The sequence below is a fragment of the Burkholderia puraquae genome (genome assembly GCF_002099195.1).
GTDB lineage: Bacteria > Pseudomonadota > Gammaproteobacteria > Burkholderiales > Burkholderiaceae > Burkholderia > Burkholderia puraquae.
The window spans coordinates 356,741-376,592 of sequence record NZ_NBYX01000003.1 but is presented as its reverse complement, the minus strand read 5'-3'; the positions used below and the strand labels follow the sequence as shown (position 1 = coordinate 376,592).

Annotated in this window: 20 protein-coding genes; 6 read left to right on the top strand and 14 right to left on the bottom strand. The window is 67.4% G+C overall.

Going from position 1 to position 19,852, the window contains the following annotated elements; genetic code table 11:
• Positions 1–276 precede the first annotated feature (276 nt).
• The 4 genes from B7G54_RS08630 to B7G54_RS08615 form a co-directional block, all read right to left on the bottom strand.
• Positions 277–654, bottom strand: coding sequence for a DUF2946 domain-containing protein (locus B7G54_RS08630; protein WP_085038703.1), 378 nt, complete (start codon positions 652–654; stop codon positions 277–279).
• A gap of 92 nt (positions 655–746) precedes the next feature.
• A complete protein-coding gene (locus B7G54_RS08625) occupies positions 747–1,241 on the bottom strand; it encodes an SRPBCC family protein (RefSeq protein ID WP_085038702.1) in 495 nt (164 codons plus the stop codon).
• A 58-nt stretch (positions 1,242–1,299) separates the two neighbouring features.
• Positions 1,300–1,602 carry a 2Fe-2S iron-sulfur cluster-binding protein gene (locus tag B7G54_RS08620; protein WP_085038701.1) on the bottom strand — a complete coding sequence of 101 codons (303 nt, stop codon included), beginning with the start codon at positions 1,600–1,602 and terminating at the stop codon, positions 1,300–1,302.
• Positions 1,603–1,684: 82 nt separating this feature from the next.
• Positions 1,685–3,589: a sigma-54-dependent Fis family transcriptional regulator gene (locus B7G54_RS08615; protein WP_085038700.1), complete on the bottom strand. Its 1,905-nt coding sequence runs from the start codon at positions 3,587–3,589 to the stop codon at positions 1,685–1,687.
• Between the two features lie 347 nt (positions 3,590–3,936).
• Between B7G54_RS08615 and B7G54_RS08610 the strand changes: the two genes are divergently transcribed.
• The gene (locus tag B7G54_RS08610; RefSeq protein ID WP_244289301.1) at positions 3,937–4,212 is read left to right on the top strand and encodes a DUF2964 family protein; all 276 of its coding nucleotides are present in this window, start codon (positions 3,937–3,939) and stop codon (positions 4,210–4,212) included.
• A 242-nt stretch (positions 4,213–4,454) separates the two neighbouring features.
• On the top strand, positions 4,455–4,742 hold the full coding sequence (locus B7G54_RS08605; protein WP_011354308.1) for a DUF1488 family protein: 288 nt from the start codon (positions 4,455–4,457) through the stop codon (positions 4,740–4,742).
• Between the two features lie 249 nt (positions 4,743–4,991).
• Here the strand turns inward: B7G54_RS08605 and B7G54_RS08600 are convergent, their stop codons facing one another.
• Entirely contained in the window at positions 4,992–6,293 is a 1,302-nt protein-coding gene (locus B7G54_RS08600; protein ID WP_085038699.1) for an NCS2 family permease, read from the bottom strand.
• Positions 6,294–6,436: 143 nt separating this feature from the next.
• Here B7G54_RS08600 and B7G54_RS39630 point away from each other — a divergent pair, with 143 nt between their 5' ends.
• The gene (locus B7G54_RS39630) at positions 6,437–6,844 is read left to right on the top strand and encodes a hypothetical protein (protein ID WP_244289300.1); all 408 of its coding nucleotides are present in this window, start codon (positions 6,437–6,439) and stop codon (positions 6,842–6,844) included.
• Between the two features lie 253 nt (positions 6,845–7,097).
• Complete coding sequence (locus B7G54_RS08585; RefSeq protein ID WP_085038698.1) at positions 7,098–7,376, top strand: hypothetical protein; 279 nt, start codon at positions 7,098–7,100, stop codon at positions 7,374–7,376.
• A 160-nt stretch (positions 7,377–7,536) separates the two neighbouring features.
• On the opposite strand, the gene B7G54_RS08580 is transcribed toward B7G54_RS08585, so the two are convergent.
• The 6 genes from B7G54_RS08580 to B7G54_RS08555 form a co-directional block, all read right to left on the bottom strand.
• Complete coding sequence (locus tag B7G54_RS08580) at positions 7,537–7,911, bottom strand: DUF2917 domain-containing protein (RefSeq protein WP_085038854.1); 375 nt, start codon at positions 7,909–7,911, stop codon at positions 7,537–7,539.
• A 326-nt stretch (positions 7,912–8,237) separates the two neighbouring features.
• Complete coding sequence (locus tag B7G54_RS08575; protein ID WP_085038853.1) at positions 8,238–8,615, bottom strand: DUF2917 domain-containing protein; 378 nt, start codon at positions 8,613–8,615, stop codon at positions 8,238–8,240.
• 251 nt (positions 8,616–8,866) lie between these two features.
• Positions 8,867–9,154 carry a hypothetical protein gene (locus tag B7G54_RS08570; protein ID WP_085038697.1) on the bottom strand — a complete coding sequence of 96 codons (288 nt, stop codon included), beginning with the start codon at positions 9,152–9,154 and terminating at the stop codon, positions 8,867–8,869.
• Positions 9,155–9,232: 78 nt separating this feature from the next.
• Positions 9,233–10,138, bottom strand: coding sequence for a metal-dependent hydrolase (locus tag B7G54_RS08565; protein ID WP_085038696.1), 906 nt, complete (start codon positions 10,136–10,138; stop codon positions 9,233–9,235).
• A 30-nt stretch (positions 10,139–10,168) separates the two neighbouring features.
• Positions 10,169–11,956, bottom strand: coding sequence for an SDR family oxidoreductase (locus B7G54_RS08560; protein ID WP_085038695.1), 1,788 nt, complete (start codon positions 11,954–11,956; stop codon positions 10,169–10,171).
• Between the two features lie 45 nt (positions 11,957–12,001).
• Positions 12,002–12,901, bottom strand: coding sequence for a M24 family metallopeptidase (locus B7G54_RS08555; protein WP_085038694.1), 900 nt, complete (start codon positions 12,899–12,901; stop codon positions 12,002–12,004).
• Positions 12,902–13,510: 609 nt separating this feature from the next.
• On the opposite strand from B7G54_RS08555, the gene B7G54_RS08550 reads away from it, so the two are divergent.
• Positions 13,511–14,788, top strand: coding sequence for an HAD family hydrolase (locus B7G54_RS08550; RefSeq protein ID WP_085038693.1), 1,278 nt, complete (start codon positions 13,511–13,513; stop codon positions 14,786–14,788).
• Positions 14,789–14,868: 80 nt separating this feature from the next.
• On the opposite strand, the gene B7G54_RS08545 is transcribed toward B7G54_RS08550, so the two are convergent.
• From B7G54_RS08545 to B7G54_RS08535, 3 genes are all read right to left on the bottom strand, one after another.
• The gene (locus tag B7G54_RS08545; protein WP_085038692.1) at positions 14,869–15,642 is read right to left on the bottom strand and encodes a slipin family protein; all 774 of its coding nucleotides are present in this window, start codon (positions 15,640–15,642) and stop codon (positions 14,869–14,871) included.
• Positions 15,639–17,201: an NfeD family protein gene (locus B7G54_RS08540; RefSeq protein WP_085038691.1), complete on the bottom strand. Its 1,563-nt coding sequence runs from the start codon at positions 17,199–17,201 to the stop codon at positions 15,639–15,641. The genes B7G54_RS08545 and B7G54_RS08540 overlap by 4 nt, the downstream gene beginning before the upstream one ends.
• Positions 17,202–17,322: 121 nt before the next feature.
• Positions 17,323–18,357 carry an AraC family transcriptional regulator gene (locus B7G54_RS08535; RefSeq protein ID WP_085038690.1) on the bottom strand — a complete coding sequence of 345 codons (1,035 nt, stop codon included), beginning with the start codon at positions 18,355–18,357 and terminating at the stop codon, positions 17,323–17,325.
• Between the two features lie 137 nt (positions 18,358–18,494).
• On the opposite strand from B7G54_RS08535, the gene B7G54_RS08530 reads away from it, so the two are divergent.
• Positions 18,495–19,628: an acyl-CoA dehydrogenase family protein gene (locus B7G54_RS08530; protein WP_085038852.1), complete on the top strand. Its 1,134-nt coding sequence runs from the start codon at positions 18,495–18,497 to the stop codon at positions 19,626–19,628.
• Positions 19,629–19,852: the final 224 nt, after the last annotated feature.

The following is a 19,852-nucleotide window of genomic DNA, read 5'->3' as shown; positions in this document are numbered from 1 at the left end:
ATAGAGCAACACGGATTCGACGGACGGATGCATGCGCACCATCGCAGCAGCACCGATGGCGGCCGACGCCGGCGCGAACGTGCGCGGCCGGACGTTCGCCCGCGAGCGAAGGTCGGCGCGACAGTGCGGACCGGAGGCGGCCAGCCGCACGCACGGCACGACGGCGCGCACAACACGGTGACACATGATCGTCCTTCGAAACGTGACACGTCGCGCACGCCGGCGGCGTGCGCGGATCACGCGATGCACGACGGCATCACGGGCGTTGACGACGAATCAGGACGGGAACGGCGGGGCGCGCGGTTGCGCGGCCGTGAGCGGCAGCGCGCGGCGCAGGCTTTCGAAGCGGGTCGCTTCGCGATGCTGAATGACGTGCACGTTGGCCGCGAACGTCAGTTCGGGCGCGGGCAGTGCGGGGGTGTGAGCAAGCAGGCTGCAATAGCCGCATGCCTGGAGGTGGGCCTGCAGGCGCTTCTGCGACGAATCGGCGGAGTGGTTGCCGGTGGCCGGCGCGGCCGTGCAATAGCCGGCCAGCAGCGTATTGACGCGCTGCTGCGTCGTCAGTGCCTGCGAGATCGTCGGCGCGAGCGCCGTCATCAGGATGGCGAGCATCCCGATCAGACTGCCGATCTTCCGGAGGCGACGACTCAGCATGCGATGCGCGGCGGCGTATGGGCGACGATGGAGCGGATTATGCCACGCACGTCGATTCGCATGTCGACCCGCACGTGCGGCGTTGCGGCGCGCTACGCGTGCTTCGCCAGATATTTCGTGATCAGCGTCATCTGCGCGGTCCAGCCCTGGTCGTTCATCTCGCGCGCCTTTGCGCGGCGCGTTTCGATCAACTGATCGAAGCCCGTTTCGGTGACCGTGAGCAGCGTGCCGCCGGCCTGTGCGGCGAGTGCGAACGTGACGAGCGTCATCGGCTCGGTCGAGTAATCAAAATGCGGGTCGATCGCGAACGGATGCCAGCGAAACGAGAACAGCTGCTTCGGCTCGACGCGATCGACGACGATTTCGAACACCGTGCCCGCATAGGGCTCCTGCGCCTTGGCGACGTCGTCGTCGACGCGTGTCGGCGTGATGCGGCCGAACAGCGGCTGGCCGGCCGCGAACGGCCCGTCGAACGTGACGCCGAACCACTGGCCGAATTCGCCGGAATTGCTGACGGCTTCCCACACGCGGTCGGGCGATGCACTGAGCTGGGCCTGCTTTTCGATGCGATCGGTTTGCTGGGTCATGACGTTCTCCACACGGGATCAACGTTTGCAGGACGGCGCACGCAACCGCGCGCCGCGTCTAGTCGAGCATGACGGCGTCGGGCACGTCGAGCACGAGGTCCGACGTCGCGACGGCCACGCACGGCAACGTAAAGCCGTCGGCCTTTTCCTCGCGGCTCAGCCCCGGCCATTCGATCGTGTAGCGTACGCTGCCGCTGACGATCCGGCAAAGGCAGCTTCGGCACGTGCCGTTGCGGCACGAACGCGGCAACGATACGTGCGCGAACGCGGCGGCTTCGAGCAGCGTCAGCGAATCGGGCGCATCGAAGGTCGCGCCGAGCGGCTCGATGCGCACGAGGGGAAGGTGTTCCGGATCGGTCATGGCGGAGGCGGGCGGCGGTTCGGCGGCAACGCGCCAAGCATACCCGAACGGGCTGGCGGCCGGCGTCGGCCGGCCGCTGGCGTCAATGCCGGCGCAGGTGCCGGTACACGGTATTGCGGGCGAGACCGAGCTCGCGCGCGGCCGCCGACACGTTGCCGCCATGCCGTGCGAGCACGGCATCGATCATCGCGGCCTGATGGTTTTGCAGCGTCGTTCCAGCGCGCGTGCCGGCCGATGCGGCCGGCGTTGCGGCGGCGGGCGCGGCCGGTGCGTCGGCGCAGTCGAGCCAGAAATCGTCGGGTAAATGGGTGAGCGTGATTTCCGCTTCGTCTTCGGCCAGCATGCCGGCCGTGCGCAGCACGTTGGTCATCTGGCGCAGGTTGCCGGGCCAGCGGTGGCGCGTGAACGCGTCGAGTACTTCGGCCGCGATGCGGCGCGGCATCGGTTCGCTGCGCGCGAGCCGCGCGAGAATCCGCTCGACGAGCGCGGGCAGGTCGGTGCGTGTGGCGAGGGCCGGCAGCGTGACCGCGAGACCGTTGATCCGGTAGAACAGGTCTTCGCGGAACGTGCCTTCCGCGATCATCGCGCGCAGGTCGCGATGGGTCGCGCAGACCACGCGCACGTCGACCGGCACCGCGCGCGCGCTGCCAAGCGGCATCACCGCGCGTTCCTGCAGCACGCGCATCAGCCTGACCTGCTGCGCGAGCGGCATGTCGCCGATTTCGTCGAGAAACAGCGTGCCGCCGTCGGCCTGTACGATCTTGCCGGGGCTGCCGCGCTTGCGCGCGCCGGTGAACGCACCGTCTTCATAGCCGAACAACTCGGCCTCGATCAGCGAATCGGGCAGCGCCGCGCAGTTGACCGCGACGAACGGACCGTCCGCGCGCGGCGATGCCTGGTGCAGTGCGCGGGCGAGCCATTCCTTGCCGGTGCCGGTCTGGCCGAGGATCAGCAGCGGCAGGTCGCGCCCGCGGATCTTCGCGACGCGTTCGAGCACGGCGGCCATGCGCGCGTCGCCCGTGTCGAGCGTCGCGAACGTGATCGCGTCGGGATCCTGCGTGCGCATGCGTGCGGCGGGCGTGGGCGGCGTGACGGCGACGGTGGTCTTGTGTGCTTCCGCGAATTCGCAGCGCGCCAGCACGCGTACGCCGGTCGACAGCGTGAGGCGGAACATCGCACCGGGCGCGCGTGCCGCCTGCTGCGCGAGCTGGCCGAAGCGCATGCCGAACAGCGCGTCGCTGGCTTGATGCTGCAGTGCGTCGAACGACGCGCCGAGCTGGAATTGTGCGCTGCGGTTCGCGGCGATCAGCCCGCCGTCGGGGCCGAATGCGACGAGCCCGGCGAACAGCGAATCGACGCAATCCTCGTGTGCATGAAAGCGCAGCCGCAAGGCTTCCGCGCACTGGTTCGCGAACAGGTGGTTCTCGATCAGTTGCGCGGACATCCGCACGAGCGCGAGCGTATGCGGGCTCGAGCCGCGCGGATCGCCGCTGACGTCGAGCGTGCCGAGCGTGCGGCCGAACGGGTCGAAGATCGGCGCGCACGAGCAGGTGAGGATATGGTTGGCGTGCAGGAAGTGTTCGTCGCCGTGCACGGCGACGGCCTGGCCCGATGCGAGCGCGGTGCCGATCGCGTTGGTGCCGCGCGCGCCTTCCGCCCACGAGACGCCGGTGCATAGCGCGACGCGGTTGGCTTTCTCGATGAAGTCTGCGTCGCCGATGCTGTGCAGGATCACGCCGTCGGCGTCGGTCAGCAGCACGAGGCTTTGCGTGTCGGCGATTTGCGCATGGAGGTTCTCCATCACCGGGCGGGCGTGCGAGAACAGCGCGTGATTCGTGTCGAGCAGTTCGCGCAGCGCGAGGCGCGACAGCGGCGAGAAATCCGGGCGTTCGTGCGCGCGCAGGCCGATCGCGGTCGAACGCGCATGCGCCTGCGCGAGCAGGTCGGTGCGACCCGCGGTGGCGGGCAGCACGAAGGGTTGCGGCATGACTTGTCTCCTGTCGATCAGAGTTAGCGCTTTAGCGCTTACTCTGATCCCATGCTTCGCGGTCGACAGCAGTAAACGCTAAAGCGCTTGCTGCTGCCTCATGCTTCGCGGTCGGCCCCGCGGTCGGTCCCGGTACGCACTTCAGTGCTCACTCAGGCCCCATGCTCCTCGAAATTGACCGATCCGGCACACGCGCACGCGCCGAAATCCTCTACGGATTCCCACCTCGGCGTGCGGCGCACCATCGGTGTGCGAATGTCGGCCATCCGGGTACGCATCATCATACAAGCGCCGCGGACGATGCGCGACCGCGACGAAAATCCCTTGCTTTTAAATGTCCGCCTGCAATGATGGAAATGGAGCACGCACGCGCCGTGTTCCGCATTGCAACATGCATGCGACGCGACATGCATCCGTTCGGGAGAGGCATCATGGTTCGGACGGAACTGAGAGTCGTGCTGGCGGCCATCGCCACATTCATCATGCTGGGCGGCATCGCCGTGGCGATCCACGGCCTGCTGTTCGATCTGACCGATGCGGTGCGATACGGGGCGGCTGCGATTGCGGCGGGCGCCACGACGGCTGCAATCGCGCTCAACGTCTGGCCGAACGATCCGCACTGACGCCGGTTTCCGAAACGGTGCCGGATGCCGCGCTGATCAGATGAAATGCGCGTCGGAACGACGCACGCCGGAAAATTTGTCTCCTGCGCGAAACCGTCTAAAGTGGAAAGCAACCGGCATGCATCGTCCGCGCCTATCCCCGCGGGCCGTGCCTCCGCCGGCGAGCCCCGCGTCCATTTCGTCCGGCCGGTAGCGGACGACGGACGCGGTCATTCGTTTTTCTACCGGTCGAGGCGGCTCCCATGCAGATCCATTTCACGAACGAGAAGCCCGAGTATTCGGGGCGCGACCTGATGCTTGCGTTCACGGCGCTGGTCAATGGTGAGCGCGTCCAATGTCAGATCACCGCCGAGGCGCTGGAAGATCACTTCGGCGCGGCGTCGCCGCGCTTCGAGGACATGGTCGGCGCATTCGACCAGCATCGCGACCGTATCGAGGCGGCTGCACGGCGCCTGCTGTCGGAGACGCGCGCGCAATGCGTGACGCTGCGCAGCGGCTACGTACGCTTCTACGAGGCGAACTGGCGCTGATGACACGACGCTCGTCTTGCTGCGCGCGTCGCCGAGCGATGCGCACGTGAAGACGTTGCCTGCATGCGATGCCGTTCGGCGGGCCCGGGCGGCATTTTCGTATGCGGTCGCACCGGCACCCCCGTGCGCCAGCATGACGGGCCGTGTGAGTTCGTCAGGATCGCAGAAGAAATATTGCGAAAACAAAAAACGCCACCCGGAGATGACGTTTTTTCATCGTGCATCCTGCATCGCGCCGAAGCGCAGCCGTCACTCGCTGCCGAGATAGAAGAAGCGGAACAGGAACACGGCGGCAATGATCCACACGATCGGCTTGACCGTGCGGGCCTGGCCCGTCAGCAGCTTGAGGCCGCCGTACGCGATGAAGCCGAACGCGACGCCGTTCGCGATCGAGTACGTGAACGGCATCAGCAGCGCGGTCAGCGCGGCCGGCACGGCTTCCGTTGCATCGTCCCACGGTACGTCGACCATCTCGCGCAGCATCAGGCACGACACGTACAGCAGTGCCGGTGCCGTGGCGTACGCCGGCACGACGCCGGCGAGCGGCGCGATGAACAGGCACGCGAGGAACAGCACCGCGACGGTGATGGCCGTCACGCCCGTGCGGCCGCCGGCCTGCACGCCCGATGCGCTTTCGATATACGCGGTGGTGGACGACGTGCCGAGCAGCGAGCCCGCGACGATCGCCGTGCTGTCGGCCAGCAGCGCCTTGTTCAGGCGGTTCATCTTGCCTTCGACGAGCAGGCCCGCGCGGTTCGCGACGCCCATCAGCGTGCCGGTCGCGTCGAACAGCTCGACGAGGAAGAACACGAGGATCACGTTGATGATGCCGGTCGACAGGGCGGCGCCGATGTCGAGCTTGAACAGCGTCGCGTCGATCGACGGCGGCGCGGAGAACACGCCGTGGAACTGGTTGTCGCCGAAGAAGAACGACAGGATCGTGACGCCGATGATGCCGATCAGGATCGCGCCGCGCACGCGCAGGTGGTCGAGCGTGACGATCGTGAAGAAGCCGATGATCGCGAGGATCGTGTCGTGCTTGTGCAGGTCGCCCAGCGTGACGAGCGTGGCCGGGCTGCCGACGATCACGCCCGACGTCTTCAGCGAGATGATGCCGAGGAACAGGCCGATACCCGCGGTGATCGAGATCCGCAGCGATTTCGGAATGCCGTTGACGATCGCCTCGCGCACGCGGAACAGCGTGACGAGCAGGAACAGGCAGCCGGAGATGAACACCGCGCCGAGCGCGGCCTGCCATGTGAAGCCCATCCCCTTGACGACTGTATACGCGAAGTACGCGTTCAGGCCCATGCCGGGCGCGCAGGCGATCGGGTAGTTCGCGTACAGCCCCATGATGATCGACGCCAGCGCCGCGACGAGGCAGGTCGCGACGAACACGGATTCCTTCGGCATGCCGGCATCGCCGAGGATCGCGGGGTTGACGAAGATGATGTAAGCCATCGTCAGGAACGTGGTGACGCCCGCGAGTATTTCGGTGCGGAAGTCGGCGCCGGCTTCAGCGAAGCCGAAATACCGCTTGATGGATTCCATGAAGGCGTTTCTCCGGTCGGGTTGTCGTGTTGCTTGTTGTGCCGAATTGTTGTAAAGGCAGCGAACGGCCGGCTTACTGTAACCAGCCACTATTGCCCGGCTATCGGCGGATTGTAATAGCGCGGATAGCTCGGACGATATAGTTGGAGGGCACGATCGCACGATCGATCAACTGCCTGCGCGTGAACGGTCTGGCAGCCCGGCCGCGCGGCGAAGGCGCGCATTTTACCGGTTCGGGCGGAGCGAACCGGAAGAAATGGCGGAAACGGGAGCGGGGCACGCGAATGATGCCGGCCGATGCGTGCGCAACGGCGTGTAAAACGACCCGCGCGGCGGATTGCGCGGCGCGGGTGCGGAGTGACATCCGACTGAAACAGGGCGCCCGCATGCTGCACGAACGCGGGGCAGGCAGCGCGTGCGCGCAAACGCACGTGCGCGGCCGGTACGGATGCCCGGCGGCGGCGTGCCGCGGCGATTCGTCAGTCCAGGCGGTCGCAGATATCGGGCTATCGTGCGCCGAAGCCGTCCCGTCCGCAACTGTCATTTCGTGAGGCGGGAGCGACTGTGGTTTCTGTGTAAAAGATTGCAAGACCCCATCGCATAAACCGGCAAGTCTTTCTAGGATAGATACACCGCGCATGCACACGCCGGCCGGTAATTGCCGACGCGGGGGAGTCGCAGTCCGTGCAGGCCGGGCGGTGAAGTGCGGTCAAGGCCGTTGCGCGTTTGGGCAGGCACGGCCGGTTAGGCACGGCCGATTGCGATTGCCCGATGCGGGTTCGTCCGTAAATCACGGAGGTCAGCATGTTGAACTGGATCAGCCGTTGGGCGATGCGACACGCCCCCACGCCGGAAAAAACCGCGGCGTCGATGCTCGTGACGGCGCGCATGGAACTGTTCGCTGCCGAACAGCGCGTTATCGACGCGAAATTACAAGCGGATTACTGGCGTACCCGGGTGTCATTTCTCGAGGAGGTGCAGAAGCAGGGTATCGATCCGTGGGTGACCTCGCAGGCATCGCAACGCCCCGACCTTGATTCCACTCCCCGAAGCACGGGCCCGCGTCTCGCCGCCAGCACCTGATGCAGCTGCTGCATCCCGTCGCTGCGCACGGCGCGCGATCGCTCGCGGCACGCACAGGCGTGCCGCGTCATTCGATGCGCACCTGCGGCGCGTTACGCCGCGGGTGCGCCCATTTCCGGTCGCGGCCGTTCCGTGTCTCGCGTGCCTGACGGCACGTCGCTCATCCGCTCCTTCTTCCTATCCCGACGAGCAAACGTTGCACTAGCGCGAGCACGCGCCTGAAGCGCTCGCCCCGACGCACGTACGCGGTCGTGAGCGTCGCTTCGGCCGACCGGCCGGCGTCGGTGCCGAGCCAGATGCGCTCGCCGCGTGCGATGCGCAGCACGTCGCCGGGCTGCACCCAGTAATCGTCGACGCTCGGCGGGCGCGTGACCCACAGCGCCGCGCCATGTGCGCGGAGCTCCGCGTCCTGCGGCGCGCGCCAGGTCATCGTCGTACGCGGCGCGACCGCGAAACGGATCACGACAGTCGGTAACGCGATCGTGCCGGCGCGGCGCCGGTCGGAACGGTCAAACAGCGGGCTTGCCTGGTCCATCGTCTTCTCCATTCAGTGAGCCGGACGGATGACGCGCACCAGAACAAAAAGGCCTCATCCGTTTCCGGCGAGGCCTTGTGTGACATGCGGTACTGCTCGATTGCTAACGCACAAGCGCCTCCCGTGAACCATTCTTTCGAATGTTCATCGACGAGTGAATCGCGACGGCGATAAGCGTGTACGTAGGCATGCGAACGAGTTTGTCTTCGTGGAACGGCGTTGTCAACGACAATTTTCGGGATAGTCGAGGGTGATGCATCGACGTGTGCGCCCGGCATGTCGCGACGCCGCTGCGTGCGCGTATCGAGTGCGCAGCGGCGCTTTCGTCATGGTCGACTTCGACATCGTTCGCGCAGCAAGCTGTGCATCCGTGCGAGCGCACGCTCCAGCCACGCGCCGCGTCTCATCGCGTACGCGGTCGTGATCGATGCTTCGGCCGGACGGTCGTGGTCGGTGCTCATCCAGATGCGATCGCCGCGGCGCACGCGCAGCACGTCGCCGGTTCGTATCCAGTAATCGTCGACGCTGCCGAGCCGCGTGACCCACAGCGTCGCATCGTGCACGCGGATCTCGGCGTCGTTTTGCGCGCACCACGTCAGCGTCTTGCGCGGCGCGACCGTGAATTGCATCACGACCCGCGGCAATGCGATCGCATCGGTGCGGCACCGATCGGGGCAAACAACCAGCCGGCTTGCTTGGTCCATCGTCATCTCCATCCGTTGAGCCGGGCGGGATGACGCGCACCAAAACAAAAAGGCCTCATCCGTTTCCGGCGAGGCCTTGTGACATGCGCAACTGAATCTCGATGCTAACGCACAAGCGCCTCCGGTGATCGCCACGGGTGGGCGTTCACTCGGTTTTTATGCGCGATGGCGGCGGGCTTGAGCGTAGGCATGCGAACGAGTGTGTCGTGGCCGCCCGGCAATGTCAACGTAAATTTCGAGATACGTGGCGGTTACGCGTCGCGTTGCGCGAGCCCGTTCACGAGCAGTTCGGACAGCAGGCCCGTCATCCCTTCCGGGTGCGTGGCGGCGCGTGCCTTGAGCTGTTCGACGAGTTCCGCGTTGAGCTTGCAGGCGAACGGCACGAGCCCCTGTTCCTGGTCGAGCTTGCGCTGTGCGCGGCGGTCGAGCTTGGCTGCTTCGTCGGCACCCTTGCCGAAACGCGCGGGGCTCGACTGCTTCATCGCTTGCGTCAACTTGAGCGCCTTGTTCTTTTCGAGATCGGTTTTCTTCATGGCCATCGCGGCACCTCCGGGAAATGAAGCCGCGATTGTACGCATTTCGGCGGGCGCCGCCCGCGGAGCCGGCAAGAAACCCGGTCACGCGCCCTTCGTCGTACCCCAGTTGCCGCCGTGCGCGGCCGCCTGCGCGGCCGGCGAGCGGGCGAGGTAGGCGAGCGCCTGTTCGGTCGAGCCTTCGTGGTGCGGCGTATAGCTCGGCTTGAAATAGCGCAGCGCCGCGCCGATCACCTTCCAGAACGACGGCAGGTGCCCGCGCCGCGAGCCTTGCCACCACGCGAGCGCGAAGCCCGGGTAGCGGCCGGCGCCCGGGTCGCGCCGGTACATGAACTTCGCGCCCGTCGTGATGTAGTAGAGCAGCAGCAGGATCACGAAGGCCATGTGCACGCAGCGCTCCGGATACGTGCCGCCCAGGTGCCGGTAGATGTCGAACGCGACCGTGCGGTGCTCGACTTCCTCCGCGCCGTGCCAGCGCAGCAGGTCGACCATCGTCGGGTCGGCCTTCCCTTCGTCGAGCCCGTGCGCGTTGAGCACCCAGTTGCCGAGATAGCCGAAGAAATGCTCGAGCGACGCGATCACCGCGAGCTGCTGGCGCAGCCAGAATCGCGTGTGGCCGATCTTCAGCCCGAGCGGCTGTTCGCCGAGCACGCGCGTGAAGAGACGATTGAGCTTTTGCGTGAACGGCTTCGTGTCGATGCCGTGCCGGTCGTAGTAGTGCTTGAGCACGCCGCCGTGCGAACGCGAATGCACGGCTTCCTGCCGCAGGAAGCCTTCGGCCTCGTCGCGCAGGCGCGCATCGGCGATCAGCGGCAACGCCTTGTTGTACACGCGGCAGAACCACAGCTCGCCTTCCGGGAACAGCAGGTTCAGCGTGTTGATGATGTGCGTGCTGCCCGGGTCGTTCGGCACCCAGGTGATCGGCGTGTCGCTGAAATCGAACTTCACGTGCCGGGCCTTGATCTTGTGATAGTCGGCGGTATCGGTCATCTGTGTCTCCCTGTGCGGCGCCGTGCGCCGTCAATGCGATGCCATGCTGACGCGGGCGATCATCCGGCCGAGCCACGGCATGAAGCGGCCGACGAAGCGCATCGCGTGCGCCTCGCCGCCGATCGCGACGACGGGGCGGTTGCGCAGCACGCCGTCGACCATCGCCTGCGCGACGGTTTCGGGTTTCAGGCCGCGCATCTGGTACAGCTTCGTCGCGCGCTTGCGCAGCCGCGCTTCGTCCTGTGCATTGGCGCCCGCGTATTGCGTCGACGCCATGATTCCGGTCTCCGCGAAGCCGGGGCACACGGCCGTCACGCCGATGCCTCGCTCCGCGAGTTCCGCGCGCATGCATTCGCTGAGCATCAGCACGGCGGCCTTCGTCGTCGCATACGCGGGCAGGTCGCGCGACGGCCCGAACGCGGCGGCCGATGCGGTGTTGACGATGTGGCCGCCGGTGCCGCGCGCGGCCATCTGCTGCGCGAACAGCCGCGAGCCGTGGATCACGCCCCACAGGTTCACGTGCAGGATGCGCTCCCAGTGCCGCGTGCTCGTGTCGAGGATGCCGCCGGCCATGCCGATGCCCGCGTTGTTGATCACGACGTCCGCGCCGCCGAGTTCGCTGCCGACCCACGTTGCGAGCGCTTCCATGTCGTCCGCGGACCCGACGTCGACGCGTTTCGCGTGTGCTTGCGCGCCGGTCAGCCCGATCAGCAGCGCGGTGCGTTCGGCGCTCGCGAGATCGATGTCGCACGCGACGATCGTCGCGCCTTCCCGGGCGAACGCGAGCGCCGCGCAGCGGCCGATGCCGCTGCCCGCGCCCGTGATCACCGCCACCTTGCCGCTGAAACGGCCGCTCGTTGCGCGGCGGCGCGCGTTCGCGAGCGTGGGCGGTTCGTTGCCCGATTCGACCGCGTCGATCAGTTGCCCGGCGAGATCCGCGAAGCGCGCCGGATCGGCGAGCGGCAGCCAGTGGCCGGCCGCAACCTCGCGGCGGTAGTACTGCGGCACCCAGCGCGACAGGTTCTCGGACAGCGCGGGGCTCACGTATTTGTCGCCGAGCGGCACGATCGTCTGCACCGGCGCATGCGCGTAGCGTTCGCGTGGCGCGAACAGGCAGCGGATGAAGTTCGCGCGATAGAGGCGCACGCCACGCGCGCCGTCGTCGGCCTGTGTCGGGCGCGGCATGGCGGGCGTCTTCTCGAGCCGGCGCAGCAGGCTCGGCCATGCGCGGCCAAGCCATAGCCGCCAGCCGAGCTCGGGGATGAACGGCAGGTGGAACAGGTACACGTACCACGAGCGCACGAGCTGGCCGCCGAGCTTGGCGAGCGATGCGGGCGTCGGGTGCAGCACCCGTTCGCGCAGCCAGAAGCCGACGTGGTCGAGGCATGGCCCCGAGCACGACGTGTACGACGCAATGCGGCCGGCGAGGCGCGGGTCGGTGACGAATTCCCAGCCCTGGATTGCGCCCCAGTCGTGCGCGATCAGGTGGACGGCGCGGCCGGGGCAGAGCGCGTCGATCACGGCGACGAAGTCGTCGGTCAGCTTCGCGAGGTGGTAGTCGGCCGTGCGCTTCGGCACGCCGGACAGGCCTGCGCCGCGCACGTCGTACGCGATCACGTAGTGCTTGCGCGCGAGCAGCGGCGCGACGTGCTGCCAGACGCTGCTGTCGTCGGGGTAGCCGTGCACGAGCACGACTGGCGAGCGGGCCGGGTCGCCCCAGGTCCTGACCGCGAGCGTCAGGTCGCCGGAGGCGACCGCCGTTTCGCTATGAACCGATTCGAACAGGGCCAGCGGCGCTTCGTCGGAAAGAGGCTGCATCGTGAGTCCGTCGTTCAGGGATTCGGGGGGAAGAGCGCGTTCGCGTCAGGCGGCGGCGGGCACGGTCGCGACGGCCTGCGTACGCTCGGCCTGGCGGCGCTGCCAGCGGCGCACGTGCGGCAGGTCTTCATCGAGCCAGTACGCGTCGTCTTCGGTGATCACGAGCAGCTCTTCGAATTTCGCGCCGACGCCGGCAAAGCCGAGATGCGGCTCGACCGCCCACAGGCCCGGCACGGGCGCATGCTCGGAGCGGCGGTCGATCGACCACAGCGGCGACCAGCCCTGCTGTTTCGCCGCACGGCCCTGGTCGAGCAGCAGGTTGCGCGTCGCGTTCAGCCCGAAGCGCGCGACGAAGCGCGGCTTTGACAGCTTGTGGATCTTCGCGACGCGATGCGCGAGCACCTTGAACGGATAGGCCTTGTGACGCGGCTCGACGCCCTGGCGGCGGCACAGCGCGTCGACTTCCTGTGCGACTTCGGCCATCGGCCGGCGCGCCTTCACGAGCCGCACGATCATGTCGCGATGGTCCATCAGGTCGTCCTGCAGCTGTTCGAGGACCGGGTTGTGACCGAGGCAGTGCGCGTAGCCGACGTCGGCCACGATGCCGTCGAGCACCGGCGCGACATCGAGGATCACCGGCATGTCGGTCTCGAGCTGCCGGTTGCTCGGGAAGAACGCGAGATTGAAGCCGCCCATGTGCTTGAGACCCGAGAAGCCCTCGAATGCGGTGCGGTCGCCGAACCAGGCGAACGGCTTGTGCAACCAGTCGTGCACGCCGTTGTCCTGCAGCCATTCGGTCAGCAGGCGCGCCGCTTCCTTTTCGGTGATGCCGGGGTAGAGCATCGCGCCGACGGTTTCGACACAGCGGTAGGCAAGCTGCTGGACCGCGCGGAACTGCGGCAACTCGTCGAGGTGGACTTCGGGCAGCGGATGGTGGTCGGCCATGATGCGTCTCCAAATGTCGGCCAGAGTTGGCGCTTCAGCGCCTGCCGACCGGTGTTGGTGCTTCAGCACTGACTCCGGTCCCACGCCACGCGCACTCCGGTCCTGTGTAAAGCGGGGGCGCTGATCCGGAATGCATCCGCTGGCGTTCCCGTCGCGAATTATTCAGTCAGCATTTAATGTGCCATTGAATGATGTAATGATAATAGCCGGTTCGGCGTGGCGCGCCAGCCCCCCGGAGGTGAGGATTTCTCCTAATGAAGGGCCGAAATGGAGCGGAGACTCTAGATTTCCGGAAGTTGGGGCGGACGGTCTCCGGCGCGCACGCGTATGGATCGGGGGCGCTGGCCGGAGATCGTCACGAGCGGTCTCACGGCGCCGGCCCGGATGGCCGCGCGTGCGGCGGCCTTGCGAAGGCCCGGCATGTCGCGCCGGATCAACTCTCCGTCGCGTCGCGACGTGACGCTGTCAAATTGCCGAAATAATTTCGTCACATCATTCGCCCCCGGTTCGGAGCCGTTCCGGCTTCGCCGCGCCGATGAGCGGCCGGTGCGCGGTGTGCCGCGCGGGATAGCGACTGAACCCGATTCGACATTTCCACGGAGAGAGACCATGCAACGCCGCCAGTTCATGAATACCCTTGCCGCGGCGACCGCCGCGACGTCGCTGATGCTCAAGGCCGGCACCGCCGGCGCGAAGAGCGCAACCGTGCCCGATGCGCTGGACCCGGGCCGCTGGTCGCCGTTCAACGCCGCGCGCCTGCAGACGGTGCTCGACCGGCATGGCGTCGCGAGCGCGGGCTACGACGAAAAGCGCCGCCCGTACGCGGTGTTCGACTGGGACAACACCTGCATCATGAACGACTGCGAAGAGGCGCTGCTGATGTACCAGATCAACCATCTGCAGTACAAGCTGACGCCGGGCGAATTCGTCGACGTGATGTGGAAGGACGTGCCGAAGGGCGCCTTCATGAAGGACTACACGACGGTGGACGGCAAGCCGGTGACGATGGAAGACCTCGCGGCCGATGTCGAAGCCGACTATCGCTGGCTCTACGCGAACTACCAGGGATTCGGTGGCGACAAGAGCCTCGACGAGATTCGCGAGACCGATCAGTTCAAGGATTTCCGCGCGAAGCTGTACTTCATGTACGACGCGATCTGCGACACGCATCCGCTCGAGATCGGCTACAAGTGGATCATCTATTTCTACAAGAACATGACGACCGCCGAGTTGCAGGCGATGGCGGAAGCGTCGAACAACTACGGCATCGGCGACGCGCTGCGCAAGGTCCGCTACGAAAGCCCGAAGACGCTGCCGGGCAAGGCCGGCGTGGTGGCCGACACGCATTTCCACGGCATTCGCATTCATGAGGAAATCCGCGCGGTGATGCACACGCTGCGCGCGAACGGCATCGACGTGTACGTGAGCACGGCATCGCTCGACGATGTCGTGCGCGTGTTCGCCGGCAATCCGAACTATGGCTACGGCGTGCCGCCCGGCAACGTGATCGGCTTGCGTCTCGACATGCGGGACGGCAAGTACACGAGCACGTATCCGGCCGGCTGGCATTTCAACTGGGGGCCCGGCAAGACGGTGGGCATCCGCAACGTCCTCGAATCGAAGAAGGGCTATGGCCCGCTGCTGGTGTTCGGCGATAGCGACGGCGACGCGTGGATGCTGCGCGACTTCAAGGACACCGCGGCCGGCGTGATCGTCAACCGGATGAAGAAGGGCGAGATCGGGGCGGACAGCAAACTCGCGGCGGAACAGATCGGCAAGTCGGACGCGCGCTTCCTGCTGCAGGGCCGCGACGAGCACACGGGCCTGATGATCCCGGACGAGAAGTCGATCAAGTACGGCAAGACCGAGCGCAAGCTGCTGGCTTGACGCGCGCCGGGCGCCGGGCCGTTGCGGCCCGGCGTCCATCGGGATCGACAGCCGCGCCGCGCGGCCGGAAAACCGGCGTCTCAGCGCTCGCGCGGCGAGCCCAACCGCTCCAGCAACGCCCCCAGCAGATCGATCGGCAACGGAAACACGATCGTCGAGTTCTTGTCTGCCGCGATCGTCGTCAGCGTCTGCAGGTAGCGCAACTGCATCGCCTGCGGCTGCAGTGCAAGCCGCTGCGCGGCCTGCAGCAGCTTCTCGGATGCCTGCAATTCGCCTTCCGCATGAATCACCTTCGCGCGCCGCTCGCGCTCGGCCTCGGCCTGCCGCGCGATCGCGCGGATCATCGTTTCATTCAGGTCGACGTGCTTGATCTCGACCGTCGATACCTTGATCCCCCACGCGTCGGTTTGCGCGTCGAGCGTCTTCTGGATGTCGGCGTTCAGTTGCTCGCGCTCGGCGAGCAGCGCGTCGAGATCGTGCTTGCCGAGCACCGAACGCAGCGTCGTCTGCGAGAGCTGGCTGGTCGCGTCGAAGAAGCGCGCAACCTGGATCACGGCCTTCTCCGGATCGACCACGCGGAAATACACGACCGCATTGACCTTCACCGACACGTTGTCGCGCGTGATCACGTCCTGCGGCGGCACGTCGAACACGACGGTGCGCAGGTCGATCCGCACGACCTGCTGGACGATCGGGATGATCAGCACGAGCCCCGGCCCCTTCACTTTCCAGAAGCGGCCGAGCATGAACACCACGCCGCGCTCGTACTCGCGGAAGATGCGGATCGACGACGCGACGAGTACCACGACGAAGACGATCAGGACGCTGCTGAAGCCGAACGTGTAACCGATCATGACGGTTCTCCTTGATGTTGTTCTTGCGCCGGCACGTCGTAGAGCGGGGCGACGGTGAGCAGCAGCCCATGGCGGCCGGTGACGCGCACGCGGCAGCCCGCGGCCAGCGGCGCGCTGCTGGCCACGCGCCAGCGCTCGCCGTGCACGCGCGCCCAGCCGGCAGCGGACGGCGGGGTGCCGGCCGCACCGTGCGGCTGGTCGGCCAGCAGGCCGTCGTCGAGCACTTCGCCGATGCTGCCGACCATCGCTTCGGCGCCCGTCACGACCGGGCGGCGCCGCGCGCGCAGCGCGACGCTCGACACGCCCGCGACGAGCAGCCCGCCGCCGAGCGCGAGGCTCGCGATCACGGGCCACGGAATCCCGTAGCCGGGCACGTCGGTGTCGATCAGCATCAGCGCGCCGATCGTGAACGACACGATCCCGCCGAAACCGAGCACGCCGAAGGTCGGCAGGAACGCCTCGGCGACGAGGCAGCCGAGACCGAGCAGCACGAGGCCGAGGCCCGCATAACTGATCGGCAGCAGTTGCATCGCGAACAGCCCGACCAGCAGGCAGATCGTGCCGGCGACGCCCGGCAGCACGAAGCCGGGGTTCGCGAATTCGAAGAACAGGCCGTAGATGCCGATCGTCAGCAGGATCAGCGCGACGTTCGGATCGGCGATGATCAACAGGAAGCGGCTGCGCCAGTCGGGTTCGACCGCGACGAGCGGCGCATGCGCGGTTGCGAGCCGCACCGTGCCGGCGGTGGTCGTCACGCTGTGGCCGTCGAGCTGGCGCGCGAGGTCGGCCGGATCCTGCGCGATCAGGTCGACGACGTGCTGCGCGCGCGCCTCGCTGGCCGACAGGCTGACGGCTTCGCGTACCGCGCGCTCCGCCCATTCGGCATTGCGCCCGCGCAACTGCGCGAGGCCGCGGATATAGGCCGAGGCATCCTGCATCGCTTTGCGGATCTCGGTCGATTGCGTGTCGGTCGGCAGCGCGGCGGGCGACGTGCCCGGGGTTCCCGATGCACCCGGCGTCCCGGCCGGGGGCGCCCGTGGTGCAGCGGGGTTCGCGCCCGGCGGCGTGGCGCCGCCGACGCCGATCTGCACGGGCGACGCGGCGCCGAGATTGGTGCCGGGCGCCATCGCCGCGAAGTGGCTCGCATAGACGATGTAGGTGCCCGCGCTCGCGGCCCGCGCGCCGCCCGGCGCGACGAATGCGGCGACGGGCACCGGCGAGCCGAGGATGGCCTTGATGATCTGCCGCATCGACGTATCGAGGCCGCCGGGCGTGTCGAGCTGCAGGATGGCGAGCGGCGCATGTTCGCGTGCGGCGCGCTCGAGCGAGCGAACGATGAAATCGGCGCTGGCCGGCCCGATCGCGCCGTTGACGGGGATCACGATGACCGGGCGGGCGGCGGCGGGTGCTTCGGCGGGCGGCGGCGCGGCGACCGCGGCACACACGACGAGCAGCGCCGCGAACAGTGCGGCGCGTGCGACCCGCGCGGACAGCGGGTGACGAGGGTGGCCGCCGGGCGCGGCAGGCGCCGGCGACGGCCCGTGACGGTGAAAGTGCATCGGGGCGTCCGGGCGGCGCGCGGCCGCGTGCCGTCCGGCTTGCGGAAAGGGCGTGGGCCCGATGCTTAAAGATTAGGCGGTTTCGGCGCAAAGCGCGAAACGACAGTCGTGCCGGCCGGCTTCAGCTCGCGCCGCCGCCCCGTGCGAGCACTTCGTCGCGATAGTCGGCCGGGCTGCGCCCGCTCCATTTGCGGAATGCGCGGTAGAACGCGCTCGGTTCCGCGAAACCGGTCGCGGCCGCGACGTCGGCGATCGTGCGTGCGGGGTCGGCCAGCGCCTCGAACGCGAGATCGCGCCGCAGCGCGTCCTTGATCGACTGGTACGCGTGGCCTTCCTGGTGCAGCTTGCGGCGCAGCGTGGCCTCGGCCACATGCAGCCGCGCGGCCATCCCGCCCGCGCCCGGCCACGCGGCCGGCGGCATCCCGCGCAGCACCGCGCGCACGCGCTGCGCGAGCGCGTTCGGGTTGCGGTACTTGACGATGAAGCTGGCCGGCGCGTTGCGCAGGAACGTCTTCAGCGTCTTCGCGTTCTGCACGACGGGCAGCGTCGCGAATTCGGGATCGAAATCGACATACGAATCGGGTTCGTTGAAACGCATGTCGTCACAGAACATCGACGGGTATTCGTGGTCGGCGGGCGGTGTGTCGCAGCGGAAGCTCGCGTGCAGCAGCGGAATGCGGCGCCCGATCAGCCAGCAGGTCAGCCCGTACACGATGATGAAATAGGTCGCGTACGTGAACATTGCGGGCGTCGCACCATTGTTGCGGTGCACGAAGCGCAGCCGCACGCGCTGCGGGTTCGCGTCGAGCTCCGCGTGCAGGTCGTCGAGCACGCAGTGCATGAAATTCACCGCGCGCGCCATCGCGTGCAGGCCGTCGCGCGCGGACAGCGCCGCCTGGCTCATCGCGATGAAGCTGCCGCTGCGCATCGGGTGGCGATCCTGCCCGAAAAACTCGTCGTCGAGCGTGCGGGCGATCGCATTCCACAGCGCGCCGTATTGCTGCGCGGATACCCGTGCGCGCGGCTGCCCGAGCAGCGCGGGAGCGATGCCGGCTTGCGCGAGCAGCGGCTCGGCCGCGACCCCGCGCCGGGTCGCGAGCGCGACGCTGTAAGCGACGAGGCTGATCGCGACGGTTCCCTTGTCTTCCTGCTTCATCGGTGTCGCCGGTGTGGCAAAAACGCTCAGTGTAAATGAGCGACGCGAGCATCGAACAGTCGCGCCTGCTTGCCTACACTTGTTGCATCGAAACGCAAGGACGGTCGCGCCCGGCGGCCGCGGGAGACAGCAGCACCATGGATGAGCTTTACACCGAAGACCAGCGGATGATCCGCGACGCCGCGCGCGCGTTTGCCACCGAGATGCTGGCGCCGAACGCGGCGCAGTGGGACCACGACGCGCACCTGCCGGATGCGATCGTCGCGCAGCTCGGCGAACTCGGCCTGCTCGGGATGATCGTGCCGCAGGAGCTGGGCGGCTCGTATACGGACTACGTGGCCTACGCGCTGGCGATGGAAGAGGTCGCCGCCGGCGACGCCGCGTGCGCGACGATGATGAGCGTGCACAACTCGGTTGGCTGCGGGCCGATCCTCGGCTTCGGCACGCCCGCGCAGAAGGATCGCTGGCTGGCCGACATGGCGGCGGGCCGCGTGATCGGTGCGTTCTGCCTGACCGAGCCGCAGGCCGGCTCCGAGGCCAACAATCTGCGCACGCGTGCGGAGCTGCGCGACGGCCAATGGGTGCTGAACGGCGCGAAGCAGTTCGTGACCAACGGCCAGCGCGCCGGTGTCGCGATCGTTTTTGCCATGACCGACCCGGAAGCCGGCAAGCGCGGCATTTCCGCGTTCCTGGTGCCGACCGACACGCCGGGCTTCATCGTCGGCAAGCCCGAGAAGAAGATGGGCATCCGCGCGTCGGATACGTGCCCGATCACGTTCGAGAACTGCGCGATTCCCGAGGAAAACCTGCTCGGCAACCGCGGCGAAGGCCTGAAGATCGCGCTGTCGAACCTCGAAGGCGGCCGTATCGGCATCGCCGCGCAGGCGCTCGGCATCGCGCGCGCCGCGTTCGACAAGGCGCGCCGCTATGCGGGCGAGCGCGTGCAGTTCGGCAAGCCGATCGCCGAGCACCAGGCGATCCAGCAGAAGCTCGCCGACATGGCCGTGCAGATCAACGCCGCGCGCCTGCTCGTGCATCACGCGGCGAAGCTGCGCACGGCCGGCTTGCCGTGCCTGTCGGAAGCGTCGCAGGCGAAGCTGTTCGCGTCCGAGATGGCCGAGCGCGTGTGTTCGGATGCGATCCAGATCCACGGCGGCTACGGCTACCTGGTCGATTACGAAGTCGAGCGTCACTATCGCGACGCGCGCATCACGCAGATTTACGAAGGCACCAGCGAAGTGCAGCGGATGGTGATCGCGCGGCAGCTTTGAGCCGCGGCGGTCGCAACGTTCGAAAAGTCAAGCAGGGCACGAGGGCAGCGCGGTGAACGCGGCACGCAACGACGTGACCGTGGGCCGTGCAACACGGAACCGGGCATGTGCTGCGGCACATGCGTCGGTTGACCGCTGGGCATGGAGACTTGCCAGGGCATGGGGTGAGAGTAAGCGCTAAAGCGCTAACTCTCACCGACCGCACGAGGCATGGGACCCACGTA

Coding starts and splice junctions, on each gene's coding strand:
- B7G54_RS08630 (WP_085038703.1), bottom strand. CDS start 654: ATGCTGAGTCGTCGCCTCCGGAAGATCGGCAGTCTGATCGGGATGCTC.
- B7G54_RS08625 (WP_085038702.1), bottom strand. CDS start 1,241: ATGACCCAGCAAACCGATCGCATCGAAAAGCAGGCCCAGCTCAGTGCA.
- B7G54_RS08620 (WP_085038701.1), bottom strand. CDS start 1,602: ATGACCGATCCGGAACACCTTCCCCTCGTGCGCATCGAGCCGCTCGGC.
- B7G54_RS08615 (WP_085038700.1), bottom strand. CDS start 3,589: ATGCCGCAACCCTTCGTGCTGCCCGCCACCGCGGGTCGCACCGACCTG.
- B7G54_RS08610 (WP_244289301.1), top strand. CDS start 3,937: ATGATGGAAATGGAGCACGCACGCGCCGTGTTCCGCATTGCAACATGC.
- B7G54_RS08605 (WP_011354308.1), top strand. CDS start 4,455: ATGCAGATCCATTTCACGAACGAGAAGCCCGAGTATTCGGGGCGCGAC.
- B7G54_RS08600 (WP_085038699.1), bottom strand. CDS start 6,293: ATGGAATCCATCAAGCGGTATTTCGGCTTCGCTGAAGCCGGCGCCGAC.
- B7G54_RS08585 (WP_085038698.1), top strand. CDS start 7,098: ATGTTGAACTGGATCAGCCGTTGGGCGATGCGACACGCCCCCACGCCG.
- B7G54_RS08580 (WP_085038854.1), bottom strand. CDS start 7,911: ATGGACCAGGCAAGCCCGCTGTTTGACCGTTCCGACCGGCGCCGCGCC.
- B7G54_RS08575 (WP_085038853.1), bottom strand. CDS start 8,615: ATGGACCAAGCAAGCCGGCTGGTTGTTTGCCCCGATCGGTGCCGCACC.
- B7G54_RS08570 (WP_085038697.1), bottom strand. CDS start 9,154: ATGGCCATGAAGAAAACCGATCTCGAAAAGAACAAGGCGCTCAAGTTG.
- B7G54_RS08565 (WP_085038696.1), bottom strand. CDS start 10,138: ATGACCGATACCGCCGACTATCACAAGATCAAGGCCCGGCACGTGAAG.
- B7G54_RS08560 (WP_085038695.1), bottom strand. CDS start 11,956: ATGCAGCCTCTTTCCGACGAAGCGCCGCTGGCCCTGTTCGAATCGGTT.
- B7G54_RS08555 (WP_085038694.1), bottom strand. CDS start 12,901: ATGGCCGACCACCATCCGCTGCCCGAAGTCCACCTCGACGAGTTGCCG.
- B7G54_RS08550 (WP_085038693.1), top strand. CDS start 13,511: ATGCAACGCCGCCAGTTCATGAATACCCTTGCCGCGGCGACCGCCGCG.
- B7G54_RS08545 (WP_085038692.1), bottom strand. CDS start 15,642: ATGATCGGTTACACGTTCGGCTTCAGCAGCGTCCTGATCGTCTTCGTC.
- B7G54_RS08540 (WP_085038691.1), bottom strand. CDS start 17,201: ATGCACTTTCACCGTCACGGGCCGTCGCCGGCGCCTGCCGCGCCCGGC.
- B7G54_RS08535 (WP_085038690.1), bottom strand. CDS start 18,357: ATGAAGCAGGAAGACAAGGGAACCGTCGCGATCAGCCTCGTCGCTTAC.
- B7G54_RS08530 (WP_085038852.1), top strand. CDS start 18,495: ATGGATGAGCTTTACACCGAAGACCAGCGGATGATCCGCGACGCCGCG.